This window comes from Burkholderia sp. BCC1998, from assembly GCF_905339875.1.
Lineage (GTDB): Bacteria > Pseudomonadota > Gammaproteobacteria > Burkholderiales > Burkholderiaceae > Burkholderia.
Window position 1 is genome coordinate 124632 of record NZ_CAJPHE010000004.1, and the last position, 18161, is coordinate 142792.

Annotated in this window: 18 protein-coding genes; 11 read left to right on the forward strand and 7 right to left on the reverse strand. The window is 65.9% G+C overall.

The genetic code is table 11. The annotated features are described in order from the left end of the window. Positions 1–222: 222 nt before the first annotated feature. From U5A56_RS09150 to U5A56_RS09170, 5 genes are all read left to right on the forward strand, one after another. On the forward strand, positions 223–1065 hold the full coding sequence (locus U5A56_RS09150) for an AAA family ATPase (RefSeq protein WP_044846443.1): 843 nt from the start codon (positions 223–225) through the stop codon (positions 1063–1065). Between the two features lie 21 nt (positions 1066–1086). Next, complete coding sequence (locus U5A56_RS09155; protein ID WP_044846442.1) at positions 1087–2262, forward strand: vWA domain-containing protein; 1176 nt, start codon at positions 1087–1089, stop codon at positions 2260–2262. A 56-nt stretch (positions 2263–2318) separates the two neighbouring features. After that, positions 2319–3530: a benzoate/H(+) symporter BenE family transporter gene (locus U5A56_RS09160; protein WP_044846441.1), complete on the forward strand. Its 1212-nt coding sequence runs from the start codon at positions 2319–2321 to the stop codon at positions 3528–3530. A gap of 168 nt (positions 3531–3698) precedes the next feature. Then, a complete protein-coding gene (tal, locus tag U5A56_RS09165) occupies positions 3699–4652 on the forward strand; it encodes a transaldolase (RefSeq protein ID WP_321921948.1) in 954 nt (317 codons plus the stop codon). A 250-nt stretch (positions 4653–4902) separates the two neighbouring features. Next, on the forward strand, positions 4903–5355 hold the full coding sequence (locus U5A56_RS09170) for a VOC family protein (RefSeq protein WP_321811020.1): 453 nt from the start codon (positions 4903–4905) through the stop codon (positions 5353–5355). Between the two features lie 90 nt (positions 5356–5445). On the opposite strand, the gene mctP is transcribed toward U5A56_RS09170, so the two are convergent. The 3 genes from mctP to U5A56_RS09185 form a co-directional block, all read right to left on the reverse strand. Continuing rightward, positions 5446–6996: a monocarboxylate uptake permease MctP gene (mctP, locus tag U5A56_RS09175; protein WP_044846438.1), complete on the reverse strand. Its 1551-nt coding sequence runs from the start codon at positions 6994–6996 to the stop codon at positions 5446–5448. Next, positions 6993–7235: a DUF3311 domain-containing protein gene (locus U5A56_RS09180; RefSeq protein WP_321921951.1), complete on the reverse strand. Its 243-nt coding sequence runs from the start codon at positions 7233–7235 to the stop codon at positions 6993–6995. The genes mctP and U5A56_RS09180 overlap by 4 nt, the downstream gene beginning before the upstream one ends. 198 nt (positions 7236–7433) lie before the next feature. Next, the gene (locus U5A56_RS09185; protein ID WP_124487185.1) at positions 7434–8351 is read right to left on the reverse strand and encodes a spermidine synthase; all 918 of its coding nucleotides are present in this window, start codon (positions 8349–8351) and stop codon (positions 7434–7436) included. A 148-nt stretch (positions 8352–8499) separates the two neighbouring features. Between U5A56_RS09185 and U5A56_RS09190 the strand changes: the two genes are divergently transcribed. The 6 genes from U5A56_RS09190 to U5A56_RS09215 all read left to right on the forward strand — a co-directional run bounded on the left by U5A56_RS09190 (position 8500) and on the right by U5A56_RS09215 (position 13440). After that, positions 8500–8754 (forward strand): hypothetical protein, encoded by a 255-nt coding sequence (locus U5A56_RS09190; RefSeq protein ID WP_321921953.1) that lies wholly within the window; start codon positions 8500–8502, stop codon positions 8752–8754. Positions 8755–9081: 327 nt separating this feature from the next. Further along, the gene (locus U5A56_RS09195; protein ID WP_321921954.1) at positions 9082–9444 is read left to right on the forward strand and encodes a type II toxin-antitoxin system RelE/ParE family toxin; all 363 of its coding nucleotides are present in this window, start codon (positions 9082–9084) and stop codon (positions 9442–9444) included. Next, positions 9441–9764 (forward strand): helix-turn-helix domain-containing protein, encoded by a 324-nt coding sequence (locus U5A56_RS09200; protein ID WP_039319579.1) that lies wholly within the window; start codon positions 9441–9443, stop codon positions 9762–9764. Before U5A56_RS09195 ends, U5A56_RS09200 begins: the two co-directional genes overlap by 4 nt. Before the next feature lie 110 nt (positions 9765–9874). After that, on the forward strand, positions 9875–11677 hold the full coding sequence (locus tag U5A56_RS09205) for an alkaline phosphatase D family protein (RefSeq protein WP_321921956.1): 1803 nt from the start codon (positions 9875–9877) through the stop codon (positions 11675–11677). Between the two features lie 188 nt (positions 11678–11865). Further along, entirely contained in the window at positions 11866–12561 is a 696-nt protein-coding gene (locus U5A56_RS09210) for a mobilization protein (protein ID WP_321921958.1), read from the forward strand. A gap of 75 nt (positions 12562–12636) precedes the next feature. Then, the gene (locus U5A56_RS09215) at positions 12637–13440 is read left to right on the forward strand and encodes a hypothetical protein (RefSeq protein ID WP_321921960.1); all 804 of its coding nucleotides are present in this window, start codon (positions 12637–12639) and stop codon (positions 13438–13440) included. A gap of 35 nt (positions 13441–13475) precedes the next feature. Here U5A56_RS09215 and U5A56_RS09220 read toward each other — a convergent pair whose 3' ends face one another. The 4 genes from U5A56_RS09220 to U5A56_RS09235 form a co-directional block, all read right to left on the reverse strand. Beyond that, on the reverse strand, positions 13476–13952 hold the full coding sequence (locus U5A56_RS09220; RefSeq protein WP_044846432.1) for a DNA-deoxyinosine glycosylase: 477 nt from the start codon (positions 13950–13952) through the stop codon (positions 13476–13478). Further along, positions 13952–14551: a chorismate--pyruvate lyase family protein gene (locus U5A56_RS09225; RefSeq protein WP_044846453.1), complete on the reverse strand. Its 600-nt coding sequence runs from the start codon at positions 14549–14551 to the stop codon at positions 13952–13954. Before U5A56_RS09225 ends, U5A56_RS09220 begins: the two co-directional genes overlap by 1 nt. Positions 14552–14559: 8 nt before the next feature. Continuing rightward, the gene (gene htpG, locus U5A56_RS09230; RefSeq protein ID WP_044846431.1) at positions 14560–16458 is read right to left on the reverse strand and encodes a molecular chaperone HtpG; all 1899 of its coding nucleotides are present in this window, start codon (positions 16456–16458) and stop codon (positions 14560–14562) included. A 158-nt stretch (positions 16459–16616) separates the two neighbouring features. Continuing rightward, positions 16617–18077 (reverse strand): PLP-dependent aminotransferase family protein, encoded by a 1461-nt coding sequence (locus tag U5A56_RS09235; protein WP_124487178.1) that lies wholly within the window; start codon positions 18075–18077, stop codon positions 16617–16619. Positions 18078–18161 lie beyond the last annotated feature (84 nt).

The window sequence follows — 18161 nt, forward strand, 5'->3', positions numbered from 1 at the left end:
GGGAAACTGGCGCCGAAGCGGCAACGGCCCGCGCCGTTTTGCTTGTCGGTCGCCACGCAGGCCAAAAAAAACGGCCAGATTGTACCGCGTCGGCGGGGAATGCGTCCATACGGCGCCCCGGTCCGCCCCGCCGCAGCCCCGCAACGATACGCGGCCCCGGCCCAACCGGACAGCCCTTCTGACTTATACTGGGTTTTTTTGCGACCAGGAAAGAGCGCCGCCATGCGTTTCGAAGGATCCTCGCACTACGTCGCCACCGACGACCTGAAGCTCGCGGTCAATGCCGCGCTGACGCTGCAGCGCCCGCTGCTGATCAAGGGCGAGCCCGGCACCGGCAAGACCATGCTCGCCGAGGAAGTGGCGGCCGCGCTCGACATGCCGCTGTTGCAGTGGCACATCAAGTCGACGACGAAGGCGCAGCAGGGCCTGTACGAATACGACGCGGTGTCGCGGCTGCGCGACTCGCAGCTCGGCGACGCGCGCGTGAAGGACATCGCGAACTACATCGTGAAGGGCGTGCTGTGGCAGGCGTTCGACGCCGAGCGCCCGAGCGTGCTGCTGATCGACGAGATCGACAAGGCCGACATCGAATTCCCGAACGACCTGCTGCGCGAGCTCGACCGGATGGAATTCCACGTGTACGAGACGCGCGAGACCGTGCGCGCGAAGCACCGCCCGCTCGTGATCATCACGTCGAACAACGAGAAGGAGTTGCCCGACGCATTCCTGCGCCGCTGCTTCTTCCACTACATCCAGTTTCCCGATCCGTCGACGATGCAGCAGATCGTCGCGGTCCACTTCCCGGACATCCGCGAGGAACTGCTGCGCGCGGCGCTCGAGAGCTTCTTCGAGCTGCGCGCCGTGTCGGGGCTGAAGAAGAAGCCGTCGACGTCCGAGCTGCTCGACTGGCTGAAGCTGCTGCTCGCCGAGAACATCCCGGCCGACGCGCTGCGCGGCGTCGACGCGAAGCAGATCGTGCCGCCGCTCGCGGGCGCGCTGCTGAAGAACGAGCAGGACCTGAGCCTGCTCGAGCGGCTCGTCTACATGAACCGGCACAACCGGTAACCCACCCGCGAAGGCCCGGCCATGCTGCTCAATTTCTTCTACGCGCTGCGCGCAGCCAAGCTGCCCGTCTCGGTGAAGGAATACCTGACGCTGCTCGAATCGCTGAAGGCCGGGCTGATCTCGCCGTCGATCGACGCGTTCTACTTCCTCGCGCGGATGACTCTCGTCAAGGACGAGCAGTACTTCGACAAGTTCGACCAGGCGTTCGGCGCGTATTTCCACGGTGTGTCCGCCCTGCCTTCCGACGCGTTCGACGTTCCGCTCGACTGGCTCGAGAAACGCCTCCAGCGCGAGCTGTCGCCGGAGGAAAAGGCGCAGATCGAAGCGATGGGCGGCCTCGACAAGCTGATGGAGCGCCTGAAGGAACTGCTCGACGAGCAGAAGGAACGCCACGAAGGCGGCAACAAGTGGATCGGCACCGGCGGCACGTCGCCGTTCGGGCACGGCGGCTACAACCCAGAAGGCATGCGCATCGGCGGCCCGTCGAACGGCAACCGCACCGCGGTCAAGGTGTGGGAAGCGCGCGCCTATCGCGACTACGACGATTCCGTCGAGATCGGCACGCGCAACATCAAGGTCGCGCTGCGGCGCCTGCGCCGCTTCGCGCGCGAAGGCGCGGCCGAGGAGCTCGACCTGCCCGGCACGATCCGCAGCACGGCCGCGAACGCCGGCTGGCTCGACCTGCGGATGGTGCCCGAGCGCCACAACAACGTGAAGGTGCTGATGCTGCTCGACGTCGGCGGCTCGATGGACGACCACATCAAGCGCACCGAGGAGCTGTTCTCGGCCGCGAAGGCCGAGTTCAAGCACCTGGAGTTCTACTACTTCCACAACTGCGTGTACGACCACCTGTGGAAGAACAACCGCCGCCGCCACGCGGAGCGCACCGCGACGTGGGACGTGCTGCACAAGTTCACGCCCGACTACAAGCTGATCTTCGTCGGCGACGCGACAATGAGCCCGTACGAGGTGCTGCAGCCCGGCGGCTCGGTCGAATACAACAATCCGGAAGCCGGCGCCGTCTGGCTGCGCCGCCTCGCCGACCAGTTCCCCCACCATGCATGGCTGAACCCGGAGCCCGAGCGGCTATGGGAATACCGGCAATCGGTCTCGATCATTCGCGACGTGCTCGGTCAGCGCATGTACCCGCTCACGCTCGCGGGCCTCGAAACCGCGATGCGCGCACTCAGCAAGTAACGAACCCACCCTGCAGACACGAAGGCCGCGTCCAGGCGGCCTCCCCCGGAGATAGCATGAACCCTTCGCCCACCGCGAGCGCTGGCCGCGCCGGCGGCCGCCGCTTTTTCACCGATACGTCCGTCTCGGCGCTCGTCGCCGGCTTCGTCGCGATGATGACGGGCTACACGAGCTCGCTCGTGCTGATGTTCCAGGCCGGCCGCGCCGCGCACCTGACCGACGCGCAGATCTCGTCGTGGATCTGGGCGCTGTCGATCGGCATGGCGCTGACGACGATCGGCCTGTCGCTGCGCTTTCGCGCGCCCGTCGTGGTCGCGTGGTCGACGCCCGGCGCCGCGCTGCTGATCGCGTCGCTGCCCGGCGTACCGTATCCCGAGGCGATCGGCGCGTTCGTCGTGTGCGCACTGCTGCTGACCGCGGTCGGCCTGAGCGGGCTGTTCGACACGCTGATGCGGCGCATTCCGGCCGGCATCGCTGCCGCCCTGCTCGCGGGCATCCTGTTCGAGATCGGCATCGAGATCTTCCGCGCCGCGCAGTTCCAGACCGCGCTCGTGCTCGCGATGTTCTTCACCTACCTGATCGTCAAGCGGCTCGCGCCGCGCTACGCGATCGTCACGACGCTGCTCGTCGGCACCGTGGCGGCCGGTGGCCTCGGCCTGCTCGACTTCAGCCGCTTCCACATCGCGCTCGCGCAACCCGTGTTCACGATGCCCGCGTTCTCGATCGCGTCGATCGTCAGCATCGGCATTCCGCTGTTCGTCGTCGCGATGGCGTCGCAGAACGTGCCGGGCATCGCGGTGCTGCGCGCGGACGGCTATTCGACCCCGTCGTCGCCGCTGATCGCGTCCACCGGCCTCGCGTCGCTGCTGCTCGCGCCGTTCGGCTCGCACGGCGTGAACCTCGCGGCGATCACCGCGGCGATCTGCACGGGCCCCGAAGCGCACGAGGATCACGCGAAGCGCTACACGGCCGCCGTGTGGTGCGGCACGTTCTACCTGATCGCCGGGATCTTCGGCGCGACGATCGCCGCGCTGTTCGCGGCACTGCCGAAGGCGCTCGTCGTGTCGGTCGCCGCGCTCGCGCTGTTCGGCTCGATCATGAGCGGGCTCGCGAACGCGATGCAGGACGTGAAGCAGCGCGAAGCCGCGCTCGTCACGTTCATGGTCACCGCGTCGGGTCTGACGCTGTTGTCGATCGGCTCGGCGTTCTGGGGCCTCGTCGCGGGGATCGTCACGCAGGTGATCCTGAACGCGCGGCGCCCCGCGTGATGCGGCGCGACGCCCGCCACGGCAGGCGCCGGACCCGCCAAAACGTGCCCGACACGAATCGGGCCTAAAATGATGGATCGAAGGCGGCGCCGGGCGCCGCCTCGCTTCGCCGCCGCGCTCGCGCGGCCCGTGAGAACCCGGCGCGCCGCGCCCTTCTTCCGAATCGCCATGACTACCGCACTCGACCAGCTGAAGCAGTACACGACCGTCGTCGCCGACACAGGCGATTTCCAGCAGCTTGCGCAATACAAGCCGCAGGATGCGACCACGAACCCGTCGCTGATCCTGAAGGCCGTCCAGAAAGACGCGTACAAGCCGATCCTAGAGAAAACCGTCCGCGATCATCGCAACGAAAGCACCGATTTCATCATCGACCGCCTGCTGATCGCATTCGGCACCGAGATCCTGAAGCTGATTCCGGGCCGCGTGTCGACCGAGGTCGATGCGCGCCTGTCGTTCGACACGCAGCGCTCGATCGACAAGGGTCGCGAACTCATCGCACTGTACGAAGCCGCCGGCGTCGGCCGCGAGCGCATCCTGATCAAGCTCGCATCGACGTGGGAAGGCGTTCGCGCGGCCGAGGTGCTGCAGAAGGAAGGGATCAAGTGCAACATGACCCTGCTTTTCTCGCTCGTGCAGGCCGCCGCGTGCGCGGAAGCCGGCGCGCAACTGATCTCGCCGTTCGTCGGCCGCATCTACGACTGGTACAAGAAGCAGGCCGGCGCCGACTGGGATGAAGCGAAGAACGGCGGTGCGAACGATCCGGGCGTGCAGTCGGTGCGCCGCATCTACACCTACTACAAGACGTTCGGCTACAACACCGAAGTGATGGGCGCGAGCTTCCGCACGACGAGCCAGATCACCGAGCTCGCGGGCTGCGACCTGCTGACGATCAGCCCCGATTTGCTGCAGAAGCTGCACGACAGCACCGACACGGTGGCGCGCAAGCTGTCGCCTGACGCGCTGCAGGACAAGCCGACCGAGCGCGTCGCGATCGACGAGGCATCGTTCCGCTTCCAGGTGAACGACGAAGCGATGGCGACCGAAAAGCTGTCCGAAGGCATCCGCGTGTTCGCCGCCGATGCGGTGAAGCTCGAAAAGCTGATCGACGGGCTGCGCTGAACCACGCCGCACCTGACGTGACGGCCGGCAGTTGAACTGTCAGCAACCCTGACAACAGCCGTCAGCAGCGTGACGAACGGCCGCGAACCGCGTGTTCGCGGCCGTTTTTATTTTTCATTCCATCGTCAGAGGCGCGCACTACAATCCACGTCACGAGTGCGCCGGCCGCATCCCGGCGTGCTCTTCCCGGTCAATCTTGGAAGTACCCGCGCCGGCACCGACACGCCGGCCCGGTCAACAGGAGACAACGATGCAAGTCCAACCGTATCTGACGTTCTACGGCCGCGCGGAAGAGGCCCTTCAGTTCTACGAAAAGGCGCTCGGCGCGAAGACGATGTTCAAGATGCGCTTCAAGGATGCTCCACCGAATCCCGAACACGCGATCACGCCCGAGATGGCCGACAAGGTGATGCATGCGAGCTTCACGATCGGCGACTCGATGATCATGTGCTCTGACGGCGACTGCAGCCAGCCGGGCGGCACGCACGCCGGCTATTCGCTGTCGCTGAACCCGGCGACGGTCGAGGAAGGCCAGAAGCTGTTCAATGCGCTCGCCGATGGCGGCGAAGTGACGATGCCGTTCGGCAAGACGTTCTGGGCGCTCGGCTTCGGGATGGCGAAGGACCGTTTCGGCGTGCACTGGATGGTCAACGTCGAAGACCTGTCGCAACGCGAGGATCTCGTGAAACGCGCGCAGGGCTGACACCCGCGAAAACGCCCGCCACTTCGCAGTGACGGGCGTCGTTGCCGCTGCGCGATGCGCGGCCCGCGACACGCGGCCGCGCCGCCCGCATCAACCCTCGACGACGTCGAGATAGTCCTCCGGCCGCGTGCGATCCTCCGCATGCGCCATGCCCATCGCGCGCACCAGCACGCTCACCGCCACCGCCACCACCAGGTTCACGACCAGCGACCACACGGCCGCGTAGCCGGGAATCGCGAGGCCGAACAGGTGGATCGTGAAGATCGAGCTCGCGAGCTTCAGCGACACCGCCATCCACGTGCCGCACACGATGCCTGCCGCCCAGCCGGCCAGCAGGCCGCGATGGTCGAGCAGCCGCGTGTACAGGCCGAGCACGATCGCGGGCAGCGTCTGGATGATCCAGATCCCGCCGAGCAGCTGCAACTGGATCGCATAGGTGAGCGGCAGCCCGAGGATGAACGCGACCGCGCCGACCTTCACGATCAGCGACGTGAGCTTCGCGACGTGCGTCTCCTGGTCGTGCGTCATGTCGCGGTTGATGAACTCGCGGTGGATGTTGCGCGTATAGAGGTTCGCGGCCGCGATCGACATGATCGCCGCCGGCACCAGCGCGCCGATGCCGATCGCCGCGAACGCGACGCCGACGAACCACGACGGGAAATACTCGAGGAACAGCGCGGGCACCGCGAAGTTCGGGCCGAACGCCTTGAAGTACGGCGCGTACTGCGGCATGTCCTTCACGCCCGCCGCAAGCGCCATGTAGCCGAGCAGCGCGAGCAGGCCGAGCACGAACGAGTACGCGGGCAGCATCGCCATGTTGCGGCGGATCGAGTTGCCGGACGACGACGACAGGATCGCCGTGACCGAGTGCGGATACAGGAACAGCGCGAGCGCCGAGCCGATCGCGAGCGTCACGTACGCGCTGTAGCCGTTCAGGCTCGCCGCGTCGGGTGCCTTCAGCAGCAGCTTCGCGGGCGGCACGCTCGCGAAGATGTGGCCGAAGCCGCCGAGCTTCGCCGGGATCACGATGACCGCCGCGGCGATCGTGATGTAGATCAGGATGTCCTTCACGATCGCGATCATCGCGGGCGCGCGCAGCCCCGACGTGTACGTGTACGCGGCGAGGATCGCGAACGCGATGATCAGCGGCAGGTCGCCGACGAAGCCCGTCGTGTCGAAGCCGAGCGCGCCGATCACGACTTCGATGCCGACGAGCTGCAGCGCGATGTACGGCATCGTCGCGAGGATGCCCGTCACCGCGATCGCGAGCGCGAGCATCCGGCTGCCGTAGCGTGCGTTCACGAAGTCGGCGGCCGTCACGTAGCCGTGACGCTTCGCGATGCTCCACAGCTTCGGGAACACGACGAACGCGAACGGGTAGATCAGGATCGTGTACGGCAGCGCGAAGAAGCCCATCGCGCCGGCGCCGAACACGAGCGCCGGCACCGCGACGAACGTATAGGCCGTGTAGAGGTCGCCGCCGAGCAGGAACCACGTGACGATCGTGCCGAAGCGGCGGCCGCCGAGGCCCCATTCGTCGAGATGGGCGAGATCGCCGCGCCGCCAGTTGGCGGCCAGGAAACCGATGATCGTGACACCGATGAACAGGAGCACGAAAACGAAGGTCGCGCCGAGATTCATCGCGCACCTCCCTGCGGGCCGCTCGCCTTCCACGCGTTCCTGGTCTTGAAATAGACGAACGCGGTAATCACCGCGCTAATGAAGACCCAAAGGAGCTGGTACCAGTAGAAGAACGGAAATCCGAACCATTGCGGTTCGATCTTGCTGTACGACGGTACCCACACCATCGCGATCAGCGGCAGTACCAGCAGCCAGAGCCAGCGCTTGGCGGCCCGATTGGCGTCGGCATCGTGAGCCATGACGTCTCCTCATCTTTCCCGGTTATCGATCTTGTCAAGCGGGTGCGGCGGCGAGAGGAGCGGCAAAACGGGTAAGCTGCGGCTCCCCTGGCTTCGCGCCAGTATAGGAGCCGCGAACGCGCGGTCAAGCGGGGGCGAACCCGAGGTGATCCGCCCCCAGTCATGCGATTGCACCGGCATGCGGCCGGCGCATGAGCGTCAGATCGCGAACGAGGATTCGCGTGCGCCGATCGTTTCTTTCAAAGCTTTCACCCACTTGCGCGCGGGCAGCTTCAGCGTGTCCTCGATCAGTTTCGCGCGCGCTTCCAGCTGCGCGAACGACACGTCGAGCGCGGGGCCCGAGAACGCGATCGCGATCCGGTTGCCGTCGTGCACTTCCGGCAGCGCGATCACGCGATGGTCGAACGCCGCGTTCAGGTGCTTCATGTTGCGCACGAAGCTCGGATGGTCGCCGAACAGGTTGATCGTCGCGATGCCCGCGTCGGCGAGGCAGCCGCGCACCGCGCGGTAGAACGCGACGCTGTCGAGCACCGGGCCGCGTGCGGTCGCGTCGTACAGGTCGATCTGCAGAGCGCCCGTCGTGCCGCGGTTGGCCGGATCGTTGACGAAGTCCCACGCGTCGGCTTCGTGCACGACGAGGCGTGCGTCGTCGGGCGGCAGCGCGAACATCGTGCGTGCGGCGACGATCACGGCCGGGTTCAATTCGACGGCCTCGACCTTCGCGTGCGGCAGGAAGCGGTGCGAGAACTTCGTCAGCGCGCCGGTGCCGAGCCCGAGCTGGACGATCCGCTCGGGCGTTTCGAGGAACAGCAGCCACGCCATCATCTGCTGCGCGTATTCGAGCTCGATGGCGAGCGGCTTCGAAATCCGCATCGCGCCCTGCACCCATTCGGTACCGAAGTGCAGGAAGCGCACGCCGCGCTCTTCCGAGAACGTGACGGGCGCGAAGCGCGGCTTGCGCGGTGCGTCGAGGACGGGCACGTCGTCGTGTTCGTCGATCTCCGGGCGGCGCTTCACGCGCGGCGGCTGGAGCTGTTCGGAGCCGTTGTAGGCGGACGGCTTGCGTTTTTTGAACGCGCGCGCCTCGGCGGACGCGCGCTTGATCAGTCGGGTCATGATTGAATCTCGCTGGGTGACGCTGGATGAGCGGACGAGAGGATAGCATTGGTGGCAGCGGGAACCGTACCGAACGCCTGGTCATGCACGACTTCGACTTCACCGCGCCGTTGGCGCTACGCCGCGTTCATTGATCGAAGGAGGACGCATGACCTCGAACGGCAAGAAGATCTGGTTTCCCGCGAAGCGCTACGGCTGGGGATGGGGTTTGCCTGTCGCGTGGCAAGGTTGGGTCGTGCTGCTGCTGTTCGCGATCGGGATCATCGCGAGCGCGTGGCTAGTGCCGCCGCACCAATCGCCGATCGCATACGGTGCCTGCATCGTGGTACTGGTCGCGCTGCTGACTGCCGTTTGCCGGCTCAAGGGCGAGAAGCCCGGGTGGCGATGGGGCAAGGACGATTGATCGTCCGGCGCGACACGCACGCACGTACGATCGCCGTTCTTCGGTAACGAACAACCCGCTTCCCGCCGTCATCGCCCCAAATCGATCGCCCTCTGTCGAACGGCTGAATTGCCCCGGTCTCCCCGCGACGCAAAGATGTGAAGGAACGGCCATCAGCCGGAAGATCACGCGCGCGCTCGCCTTCGTCAACACGCACCGCGGTGCCGAGCCGGCATCGCCCGTCGGCGTTCACCTCCAGCCTGCCCCGCCCTCACACCGCATGCGAACGGTCGCACCGGGTTCCTGCGCGCACCTTGAAAATATACCCAAATAGGGATAAATTCATCGATGGATCCGTACATCAAACCGCTGTATTGGCTCGGCTCGGCGCGCAAGGACCTCAAAGCGATGCCCGAAGCCGTGCAGGACACGTTCGGTTATGCGCTGTATCTGGAGCAGACCGGACGCAAGCACGAGCAGGCGAAGCCGTTGCGAGGATTCGGATCGGCCGGCGTGCTCGAGATCGTGGAATCGGAAGACAACGGCACGTACCGCGCCGTCTACACGGTGAAGCTCGGGAGCAGCGTCTACGTGCTGCACTGCTTCCAGAAGAAATCATCGTGCGGCATCGCGACGCCGAAGCCGGACGGCGATCTCGTCCGCGCACGCCTGAAAGCAGCCGAAGCACACGCACAAGGAGCAAGACGATGATCGAAATCGAACCGGGCAGCGGGAACGTCTACGCTGATCTGGGCATGCGCGATGCCGACGAAATGCGCGTGAAGGCTCAACTCGCCGCCAAGATCGCGGAGATCATCAAGGCGCGCAAATGGACGCAGCAGCAGGCGGCCCGGCTGCTCGGCATGACGCAGCCGAAGCTGTCGAACATGCTGCGCGGGCAGTTTCGCGGCGTGAGCGAAACGAAGATGCTGGAATGTCTGGCGAAGCTCGGACGCGACGTGCAGATCGTCGTCGGGCCTGACCGTCAGTCCGAAGTCGAAGGGCATATCGAAGTCGTATTCGCCGCCTGACGGCAACGTCGTGCCGATGTTCCGGATTGCAGGGCGAGCGACGCGATCGCGTACTGCTGCGTCGCGACGCTCCTCTCCTGGCATCCTTGGTATGTCGATCGGGAGGATCGATGGATCGCCGCCATTTCCTCAAGTCGTCGACCTTTTTCACGGTTGCGGCAGCCACCGGTACGCTCGTCGCTCCGCTGTCGGCCCGATCTGCCGGCACCGCGCGCAAGGGCCGGTATCGGTTCCCGCAAGGCGTCGCCAGCGGTGATCCGCGCGATCGCTCCGTCGTGTTCTGGACGCGCTGCGTGCCCGTCGCCGAGAACGCGCGGCACCGCGCGAAAGGCGTCGCGCACACGATCCCGTTACGACTCGAAGTATCGACGCGGCCGGATTTCTCGACGCTCGTCGCCAGCGTACCGTTGGGAGCACGCGCCACCTATGACTTCACCGTGCGCGCGAAGGTAACGCAGCTCGCACCGAATCTCACGTACCACTACCGGTTCGTCGCCGGCGGCGACGTGAGTGCCACCGGCGTCGCGCGCACGGCTCCCGATGCCGACGAGGCCAACCACCGCGTTCGCTTCGCATGGCTCACCTGCCAGGACTGGAGCATCAATCACTGGCAAGCCATGAGCCTGCTGGCAGCCGAAAGCGATCTCGATTTCGTCGTGCATGTGGGCGATTACATCTATGAGACGGTTGGGGCCTCGAAACCCGGCACGGTCGAGGCGGCGCACCCTCCGCTGCGCCTGCCTGACGGAAAGCCGCTCGCCGATGGCCGCGTGTATGCCGATACGCTCGAAGACTATCGGACGCTCTATCGCACCTATCGTACCGACCCGCGCTTGCAGACGCTGCACCAGCGCCTGCCGATGATCGCGATATGGGACGACCACGAGTTTTCCGACGACTGCTGGCAGGATCATCAGGTCTACACCAACGAGGAAAGGCAGGAGACGCAGCGCCGCCGCAACGCCAGTCGCGCGTGGGCGGAGTACATGCCGGTGGACTGGAGCGACGTGCGCTTCGAACCGGACAATCCGTCGTACACCAACATTCGTATCTATCGCGAATTTCGCTTCGGCACGCTGATGCATCTCGTGATGACGGACGAGCGGCTGTATCGCGACGACCATGTCGTCAGCGAGGCGTCTGTCGCGCGTACACGCGGGCACGACCCGGTCAACGGCGACGACGCAGCCGGCTCGCGCTACTTCGTCAACCAGGGTGTGCTGCAGCGCCTGGAGGCGCAGGCTACCGCGCAGCTTGGTCGCGCGCCGTCGATGCTCGGCCCGGAGCAGACGCAATGGTGGAAGGCCACGATGAAGGGTTCGCCCGCGACCTGGAAGGTGTGGGGCAACGAGGTGATGTTGAATCGCCTGTGGGCGGTGATGCCAGGCGCGCCGCAGACACCGGCGGCACGCCTCGTGGTCGATTGCGACGCATGGGACGGCTATCCGGCGCACAAACGCGAGCTGCTCTCATACCTGAACGAGCAGGGAATCCGCAACGTCGTCGCGATCAGCGGGGACCTGCATGCGTTTCAGTGCGGCGTCGTGCGGGACGACCCCGACCCTGCAAAAGGCACGCCCGTGGCCGTCGACTTCGTCTGCGCAGGCATCAGCAGCGCGTCCTTCTATTCCTACCTGAAAGCCGCATGGAGCGGCACGCCGTTTGCATCGCTGGCCTCCACCCCGGCCAAACTCGACACCTTCCTGACGACGAACAACCCCGATCTGCGCCACGCCGACCACGACGCACAGGGCTATGCGTCAGCCACCGTCACGCCGGAGCTTTTTTGCGTGGTGTTCAACAAAGTGAGGCCGCTGAACCCGGACGGCACCGCGCCCGCGGAGGCCCTGCTCGACCGCACGCGGCTGACCGTGCCCAAGGACTCGGTCGAGGTGCGCGTCGAGCGCTTCTAGGTTCACGCTTCAGAGATGGCGCATGCTGGCGCTGCCATTTTGTTCAGTTTGACATCGGCGTCGAACAGACAGCATGCTGCTGTCGCACCTGCATATTCTTTCGACGTGACCTGTTACGCCGTAACGTCATCGAAGCCTGCCAACATCTGCTCGGCCATACCGGCTCCATCACACGGGATTTCGTCATCATGAGTCACATCCACTTCATCGGCGGGGAAAAAGGCGGCGTCGGCAAATCGCTCGCCGCCCGTGTGCTGGCCCAGTATTTCATCGATCGGAGCGTGCCCTTCATGGGCTTCGATACCGACCGATCGCACGGCGCGCTGCTGCGGTTCTATGCCGATTTTGCCGCGCCTGCCGTGCTCGACCAGCATGACAGCCTCGATCCGGTCATGGAATCGGCGCTCGAAGATCCGCAGCGGCGCATACTGGTCGACCTCGCGGCCCAGACGCGGCAGTCGCTCGCAAGATGGCTCGACGATTCGGACGTGCTGGATTTTGCCGAAGAACACGGCCTCACGTTGACGTGGTGGCACGTGATGGACACCGGACGCGATTCGGTCGATCTGCTGCGGCATTGGCTCGACGAATTCGGTGGACGCATCAAGCTGGTGCTGGTACTGAATGAAGTCCGCGGCGATCGCTTCGAGATTCTGGAGGCGTCCGGCGAACGCGAGCGGGCCGAGGCCCTCGGCGCCAGCGTGATTACGCTGCGCCGCCTGCCCGACACGACGATGCAGAAGATCGATCGTCAAAGCGCGAGCTTCTGGGCGGCGGTCAATCATCGCGACCGCGCCGCCACGGGGCTCGGCTTGCTGGAGCGGCAGCGCGTCAAGGTCTGGCTGCATCGTACTTATGAGGAGCTGGGCACGCTCGCGTTGTAGTGCGGGCCCCTGCGACGGCGCGGAGGGTGCGGCGCGTTGCCGGAATGGCTCATACACGGAAACCTGGAGGTTGCGATGGCCGATCACGACAGACTGCATCCACTCCGTCCGTTCCTGAAGAATTGGGTTTGGGAGCACGGCCGAATCGGGACGCGCTATCTCGACTGCGTCGATGGCGAAATCAAGTTCGATGCAGGCAAGAAATCGCATTTCGCTGCCGAGCAATATATCTACGTGCCGCTGGGCAAGAACACTGACGAAGACGCATCCGCGGAGGGTCCTGCGATCCACGAGGAAGGACTTGCCCGCTTTTTGCGGGCTGCGCAACTGGGCACGCCTGGGGAAGCCGGTTCTGTAGCGGAGGTTCAGCGCGCGGTGCAGGACTGCGTGGAGATCGGCCTGTTCAGCGCGTATCAACGGGAGGCTCGACAGGCATTTGCCCGCTACGCGCAGGAACCCATGTTCGACGACGAAATCCGCGCGGCGGTTGTCGACGACATCCGTCGAATTTACGTCGCCATGCGAGAGCAGCTGGCGCTGTACGATTTCAGTGTGCTCTACGGCTTGCCCGCGCCGCTGCTGATCAGCGACACACCGTTCATCGACTGGCGCGTGAGCGCCAGTCCGGCACTTCCGTTCGTATCGCTTCCGCTTGGACCTTACTGCCTGCTGGTAGGCGCGCCGTCGGGCAGGAGTAGCCGAATCGGCCCGGTGGTCTGGAAGGCCGCTGCCGCGATGGGTCCGTTGAAGGACCACAACCGCCGGATCGAGGAGCACGCACGTCTGTGGCTGGTGGCGACCACCGACGACCAACTCGTCGCAGCACAAGGTCGCATTGCCGCGGCCGGGGGCGCCAGGCACCTGCCGCCGCCCACCTGATACCGCTTCACCGGATACCCGGAATCCGGCGCGCCTCAGGTGCGAAGGGCGCGCCAGAGCACCAGTTTCTGTTCGAACGACAACGTCGCATTCGCCGGACTCGACGAAGGCAACACGAGCGTTTCATAACCCGCCGCGCCGATCACATCGGCAAACCGCCCTGCCGTCTTGCCGTTGAAGCAGACTTTCTTCAGCAACGGCGCATGCTCGCGCAACGAAGCAAAGTCGTTCGGCTTCGCATTCCGGATCGCCGAATCGAGACTGCCTTTGCGATGGCATGCATCGAGCACGTCCCAGATGCCGATGCCGTGCGCAAGCACGCGTTCGAGCCGCGCGTCATACACGAGTTCGTGCAGCCCGGGTTCGCCGAGCACCGCACCGAGCAACCGCCAGAACTGGTTGCGCGGATGCGCGTAGTACTGCGCGGCATCGAGCGACGCCTCGCCCGGAAAGCTGCCGAGAATCATCGTATGCGTATGCGGCCCGACGACCGGTGGAAAGCCTTGCAGCATCACGCTGCTCCGCGCGGCCCGACGGAGCGCGGCCCGTCGCCGTGCGCATCGAGATGGCGCCACAGCGCGGGCAGCATGCATTCGGTGACCATCAGCGGCTTGCCGCGCCGCTGGAACACCGAGCGCCGCGCGGCGAACGCATGCGGCGCGCGCACGCCCGCGCCGAGCGCATGGCTCGCGAGCGCATACAGCGGATGACCTGCGATCACGCGCCGGCTGACGAGCGCGGAGCGCTCGACCTGCGGATCGCTGTACAGCAGCTCCGCGAGCGGCCGCGTGCGCAGCCGCCGCATCGCCTGCCACACGCCCTTGCTGGCCGCGAGCGGCGCGATGCTGTGCGCGGCGACGTACGGCGTGCCGTCGACCGACAGGATCACCTCGCGCACCCACATCGGCGCGCGCGGCGCACTGTCGAGCGCGTCCGGCTCGTCGAACCACGGACAGTCGACGGCCTCGCGCGTCACGCGCACGCTCACACTGCCGAGCCGCGCGAGATGCGCGGTCAGCGAACCGCCGCGCGTGAGCCAGTCGCGTTGGTCGAGCGTGCAGCCGGGCCGGGGCGTGTCGCGCCAGCCCGCCCGTGCGCCGTCGAATCGCATCCGCGCGTTCACGCGCTGCGCGACAGCAGCAGCGCGTTGGTCCGCTTCACGAAGCTCGCCGGATCGTCGAGCATCCCGCCTTCGGCCAGCAACGCCTGGTCGAACAGCAGATGGCACCAGTCGCCGAAGTTGGCGCTATCGGCGTTCAGCTGCTTCACGAGCGCATGCTCCGGATTGATCTCGAGGATCGGCTGCATCGCCGGCGCGTTCTGGCCGGCCGCCTTCAGCATCCGCTGCAGATAGCCGCTCATGTCGTTGTCGTCGGCGACGAGGCACGACGGCGAATCGGTCAGGCGGAACGTGACGCGCACTTCCTTCACCTTGTCGCCGAGCGCTTCCTTCATCTTCTCGACGACCGGCTTGATTGCCTCGCCCGCCTGCTCCTGCGCCTTCTTTTCCTCGTCGTTCAGCTCGCCGAGGTCGAGATCGCCGCGCGCCACGCTCGCGAGCGGCTTGCCGTCGAATTCGTGCAGGAACGACAGCATCCATTCGTCGACGCGATCGGTCAGCAGCAGCACCTCGACACCCTTCTTGCGGAACACCTCCAGGTGCGGGCTGTTCTTCGCGGCCTGCCACGTATCGGCGGTCACGTAGTAGATCTTGCTCTGCTCGGGCTTCATGCGCGACACGTAGTCGGCAAGCGACACGTCCTGCGCGTCGGTGTCGCCGTGCGTCGACGCGAAGCGCAGCAGCTTCGCGATGCGCTCGCGGTTCGCGTGATCCTCGCCGAGGCCTTCCTTCAGCACCTGGCCGAACGCGCTCCAGAACGTCTTGTACTTCTCCTTGCCGGCATCCTCTTCCGCGTTCGCGAGCTCCTCGAGCATCGACAGCGCGCGCTTGGTCACGCCTTCGCGGATCGCCTTCACGTCGCGGCTTTCCTGCAGGATTTCACGCGATACGTTGAGCGGCAGGTCGGCCGAATCGACGACGCCCTTCACGAAGCGCAGGTATTGCGGCAGCAGCTGCTCGGCATCGTCCATGATGAACACGCGCTTCACGTACAGCTTCAGGCCGCCGCGGTAGTCGCGGTTCCACAGGTCGAACGGCGCGTGCGCCGGCACGAACAGCAGCTGCGTGTATTCGCTGCGGCCCTCGACGCGGTTGTGGGTCCACGTGAGCGGATCCTGGTGGTCGTGCGCGATGTGCTGGTAGAACTGCGTGTACTGTTCGTCGGTGACGTCGCTCTTCGAGCGCGTCCACAGCGCGCTCGCCTGGTTGACCGTCTCGTCCTCGTCCTTCAGGACCATCTCGCCCTTTTCCTGATCCCACTCTTCCTTCTGCATCAGGATCGGCAGCGCGATGTGATCGGAATACTTCTGGATGATCGACTTCAGGCGGTGCGACGACAGCAGCTCGTCCTCGCCTTCGCGCAGGTGCAGCGTGATCTTCGTGCCGCGCTGCGCGCGCTCGATCGCGTCGATCGTGAAATCGCCCTCGCCCGCGCTTTCCCAGCGCACGGCTTCGTTCGCCGGCAGGCCGGCGCGGCGCGTCTCGACGGTGATCTTGTCCGCGACGATGAAGCCCGAGTAGAAGCCGACGCCGAACTGGCCGATCAGCGCCGCATCCTTCTGCTGGTCGCCGGACAGCTTCGTGAAGAATTCCTTGGTGCCCGAACGCGCGATCGTGCCGAGGTTCGCGATCGCCTCGTCGCGGCTCATGCCGATGCCGTTGTCCTCGATCGTGATCGTGCGTGCCGCCTTGTCGAAGCCGATGCGGATGCGCAGGTTCGGATCGTTCTCGTACAGCGCGTTGTCCGCGAGCCCTTCGAAACGCAGCTTGTCGGCCGCGTCGGACGCGTTCGACACCAGTTCGCGCAGGAAGATTTCCTTGTTGCTGTAGAGCGAATGAATCATCAGGTGGAGGAGTTGCTTGACCTCTGCCTGAAAGCTCATCGTTTCGTGTGCCATGGATGCTGTTTCCTCTTACTTGAACTTGAATGGTGTAGCGCGGGTGCGCCGGCGCGCGATGCCGGCGAGCCCGTCAAGGACGACCGCCTGGCGCAGGCGGTTTGCGCGGGTATCTGGGGACGAGCGAGCGGATTTCAAGGGCGGCGTGCCGCCCGCCGTCACGACGCGCGCCGCGCCGCCGATTCGATATAGCGCGCGAGAAACCCCGGCAGCGCCGGATCGCCGCAGTTCGCGACATTGAAGCGCGTCCATGTCGACGACGACTGCTGCGGCGAGAACAGGCTCCCCGGCGTCAGCAGGAAGCCTTCCTCGTGCGCGGCGGCCGCGAGCGCATCCGAATCGACGCCCGTGTCGGCCCACAGGAACATCCCGGCCGCCGGCATCGTGAAGAGCCGCAGCCCGGTACGCTCGAGCATCCGCGCGGTCTTGTCGCGCACGCCGTCGAGCCGCGCGCGCAGCCGCTCGACGTGGCGCCGGTAGTGCCCTTCGGTCAGTATCTTGTACAACACGCGCTCGTTGAGCTCCGGCGTCGTCATCCCGACCAGCATCTTCTGGTCGGTGACCGCCTTCGCGATCTCCGGCGCGCAGGCGACATAGCCGACCCGCAAATTCGCCGCGAGCGTCTTCGAATAGCTGCCCAGGTAGATCACGCGCTTCAACTGGTCGAGGCTCGCGAGCCGCGTGGCCGAATAGCTCGGCGGGCACAGGTCGCCGTACACGTCGTCCTCGACGACGAGGAAATCGTACGCCTCCGCGAGCTTCAGGATCCGGAACGCCTGCGCGGCCGACAGCGACGTGCCGGTCGGGTTCTGCAGCACCGAATTGATCACGAGCATCTTCGGCCGCCACATCTGCACGAGCGTTTCCAGCGCGTCGAGATCGGGGCCGTCGGGCGTATAGGGCATCCCGACCAGTTGCGCGCCCTGCGACGCGAAGCGGCCGAACATCTGGAACCACGCGGGATCGCCGACGATCACCGCATCGCCGGGACGCACGTAGATCCGCGAGATCAGGTCGATCGCCTGCGTGATGCCCGACACCAGCACGAGCTGCTCGGGCTTCGCGCCGATCTCGACTTCCGCGAGCCGCGTCTGCAGCTGCTGGCGCAGCGGCAGGAAACCCTGCGCGGTGCCGAAACCGAGCATCTGCGCGCCGGACTGGCGCCCGAGCGCGCGCAGCGCACCGGTGATCAGCTCGCCGTCGAGCCAGCGGCCCGGCAGGTAGCCGAGACCCGGCCCTTTTTCCGGGCTGGCGGTATGCAGCATGTTGCGCAGCAGCCAGACCACGTCGATCGTGTTGTGCACCGGCGCGGCCTCGGCCACGCGCACCACGTTGTCGGCAGGCAGCGGGCCGGTGGCCGTGCGCTCGCGCACGTAAAAGCCCGAGCCGCGCCGCGAGTCGAGGTAGCCCTGCGCGACGAGCCGTTCGTACGCTTCCACCACGGTGAAGCGCGACACGCTCTTGTCGAGCGCGAGCTTGCGGATCGACGGCATCCGCATGCCGGGCCGGAACACGCGTTCGTCGATGCGGCGCCGCGCCCACTGGACGAGCTGGTCGACGAGCGTGAGCGTGGCCGTATCGTGCGGCGCGGGAATCTGGGCGAGTGGGACGGTGGACATGGGCGGCGGCTCCAACTGTACCGAAGGCTATCGCGCCGATTGTACCGTTACTGTGCCGGTGCCGACGATTACAGTTGACCGGAA

Coding starts and splice junctions, on each gene's coding strand:
- htpG (WP_044846431.1), bottom strand. CDS start 16,458: ATGGCACACGAAACGATGAGCTTTCAGGCAGAGGTCAAGCAACTCCTC.
- mctP (WP_044846438.1), bottom strand. CDS start 6,996: ATGAATCTCGGCGCGACCTTCGTTTTCGTGCTCCTGTTCATCGGTGTC.
- U5A56_RS09190 (WP_321921953.1), top strand. CDS start 8,500: ATGACCTCGAACGGCAAGAAGATCTGGTTTCCCGCGAAGCGCTACGGC.
- U5A56_RS09150 (WP_044846443.1), top strand. CDS start 223: ATGCGTTTCGAAGGATCCTCGCACTACGTCGCCACCGACGACCTGAAG.
- U5A56_RS09185 (WP_124487185.1), bottom strand. CDS start 8,351: ATGACCCGACTGATCAAGCGCGCGTCCGCCGAGGCGCGCGCGTTCAAA.
- U5A56_RS09160 (WP_044846441.1), top strand. CDS start 2,319: ATGAACCCTTCGCCCACCGCGAGCGCTGGCCGCGCCGGCGGCCGCCGC.
- U5A56_RS09215 (WP_321921960.1), top strand. CDS start 12,637: ATGGCCGATCACGACAGACTGCATCCACTCCGTCCGTTCCTGAAGAAT.
- U5A56_RS09180 (WP_321921951.1), bottom strand. CDS start 7,235: ATGGCTCACGATGCCGACGCCAATCGGGCCGCCAAGCGCTGGCTCTGG.
- U5A56_RS09195 (WP_321921954.1), top strand. CDS start 9,082: ATGGATCCGTACATCAAACCGCTGTATTGGCTCGGCTCGGCGCGCAAG.
- U5A56_RS09235 (WP_124487178.1), bottom strand. CDS start 18,077: ATGTCCACCGTCCCACTCGCCCAGATTCCCGCGCCGCACGATACGGCC.
- U5A56_RS09170 (WP_321811020.1), top strand. CDS start 4,903: ATGCAAGTCCAACCGTATCTGACGTTCTACGGCCGCGCGGAAGAGGCC.
- U5A56_RS09155 (WP_044846442.1), top strand. CDS start 1,087: ATGCTGCTCAATTTCTTCTACGCGCTGCGCGCAGCCAAGCTGCCCGTC.
- U5A56_RS09210 (WP_321921958.1), top strand. CDS start 11,866: ATGAGTCACATCCACTTCATCGGCGGGGAAAAAGGCGGCGTCGGCAAA.
- U5A56_RS09205 (WP_321921956.1), top strand. CDS start 9,875: ATGGATCGCCGCCATTTCCTCAAGTCGTCGACCTTTTTCACGGTTGCG.
- U5A56_RS09220 (WP_044846432.1), bottom strand. CDS start 13,952: ATGCTGCAAGGCTTTCCACCGGTCGTCGGGCCGCATACGCATACGATG.
- U5A56_RS09200 (WP_039319579.1), top strand. CDS start 9,441: ATGATCGAAATCGAACCGGGCAGCGGGAACGTCTACGCTGATCTGGGC.
- U5A56_RS09225 (WP_044846453.1), bottom strand. CDS start 14,551: ATGCGATTCGACGGCGCACGGGCGGGCTGGCGCGACACGCCCCGGCCC.
- tal (WP_321921948.1), top strand. CDS start 3,699: ATGACTACCGCACTCGACCAGCTGAAGCAGTACACGACCGTCGTCGCC.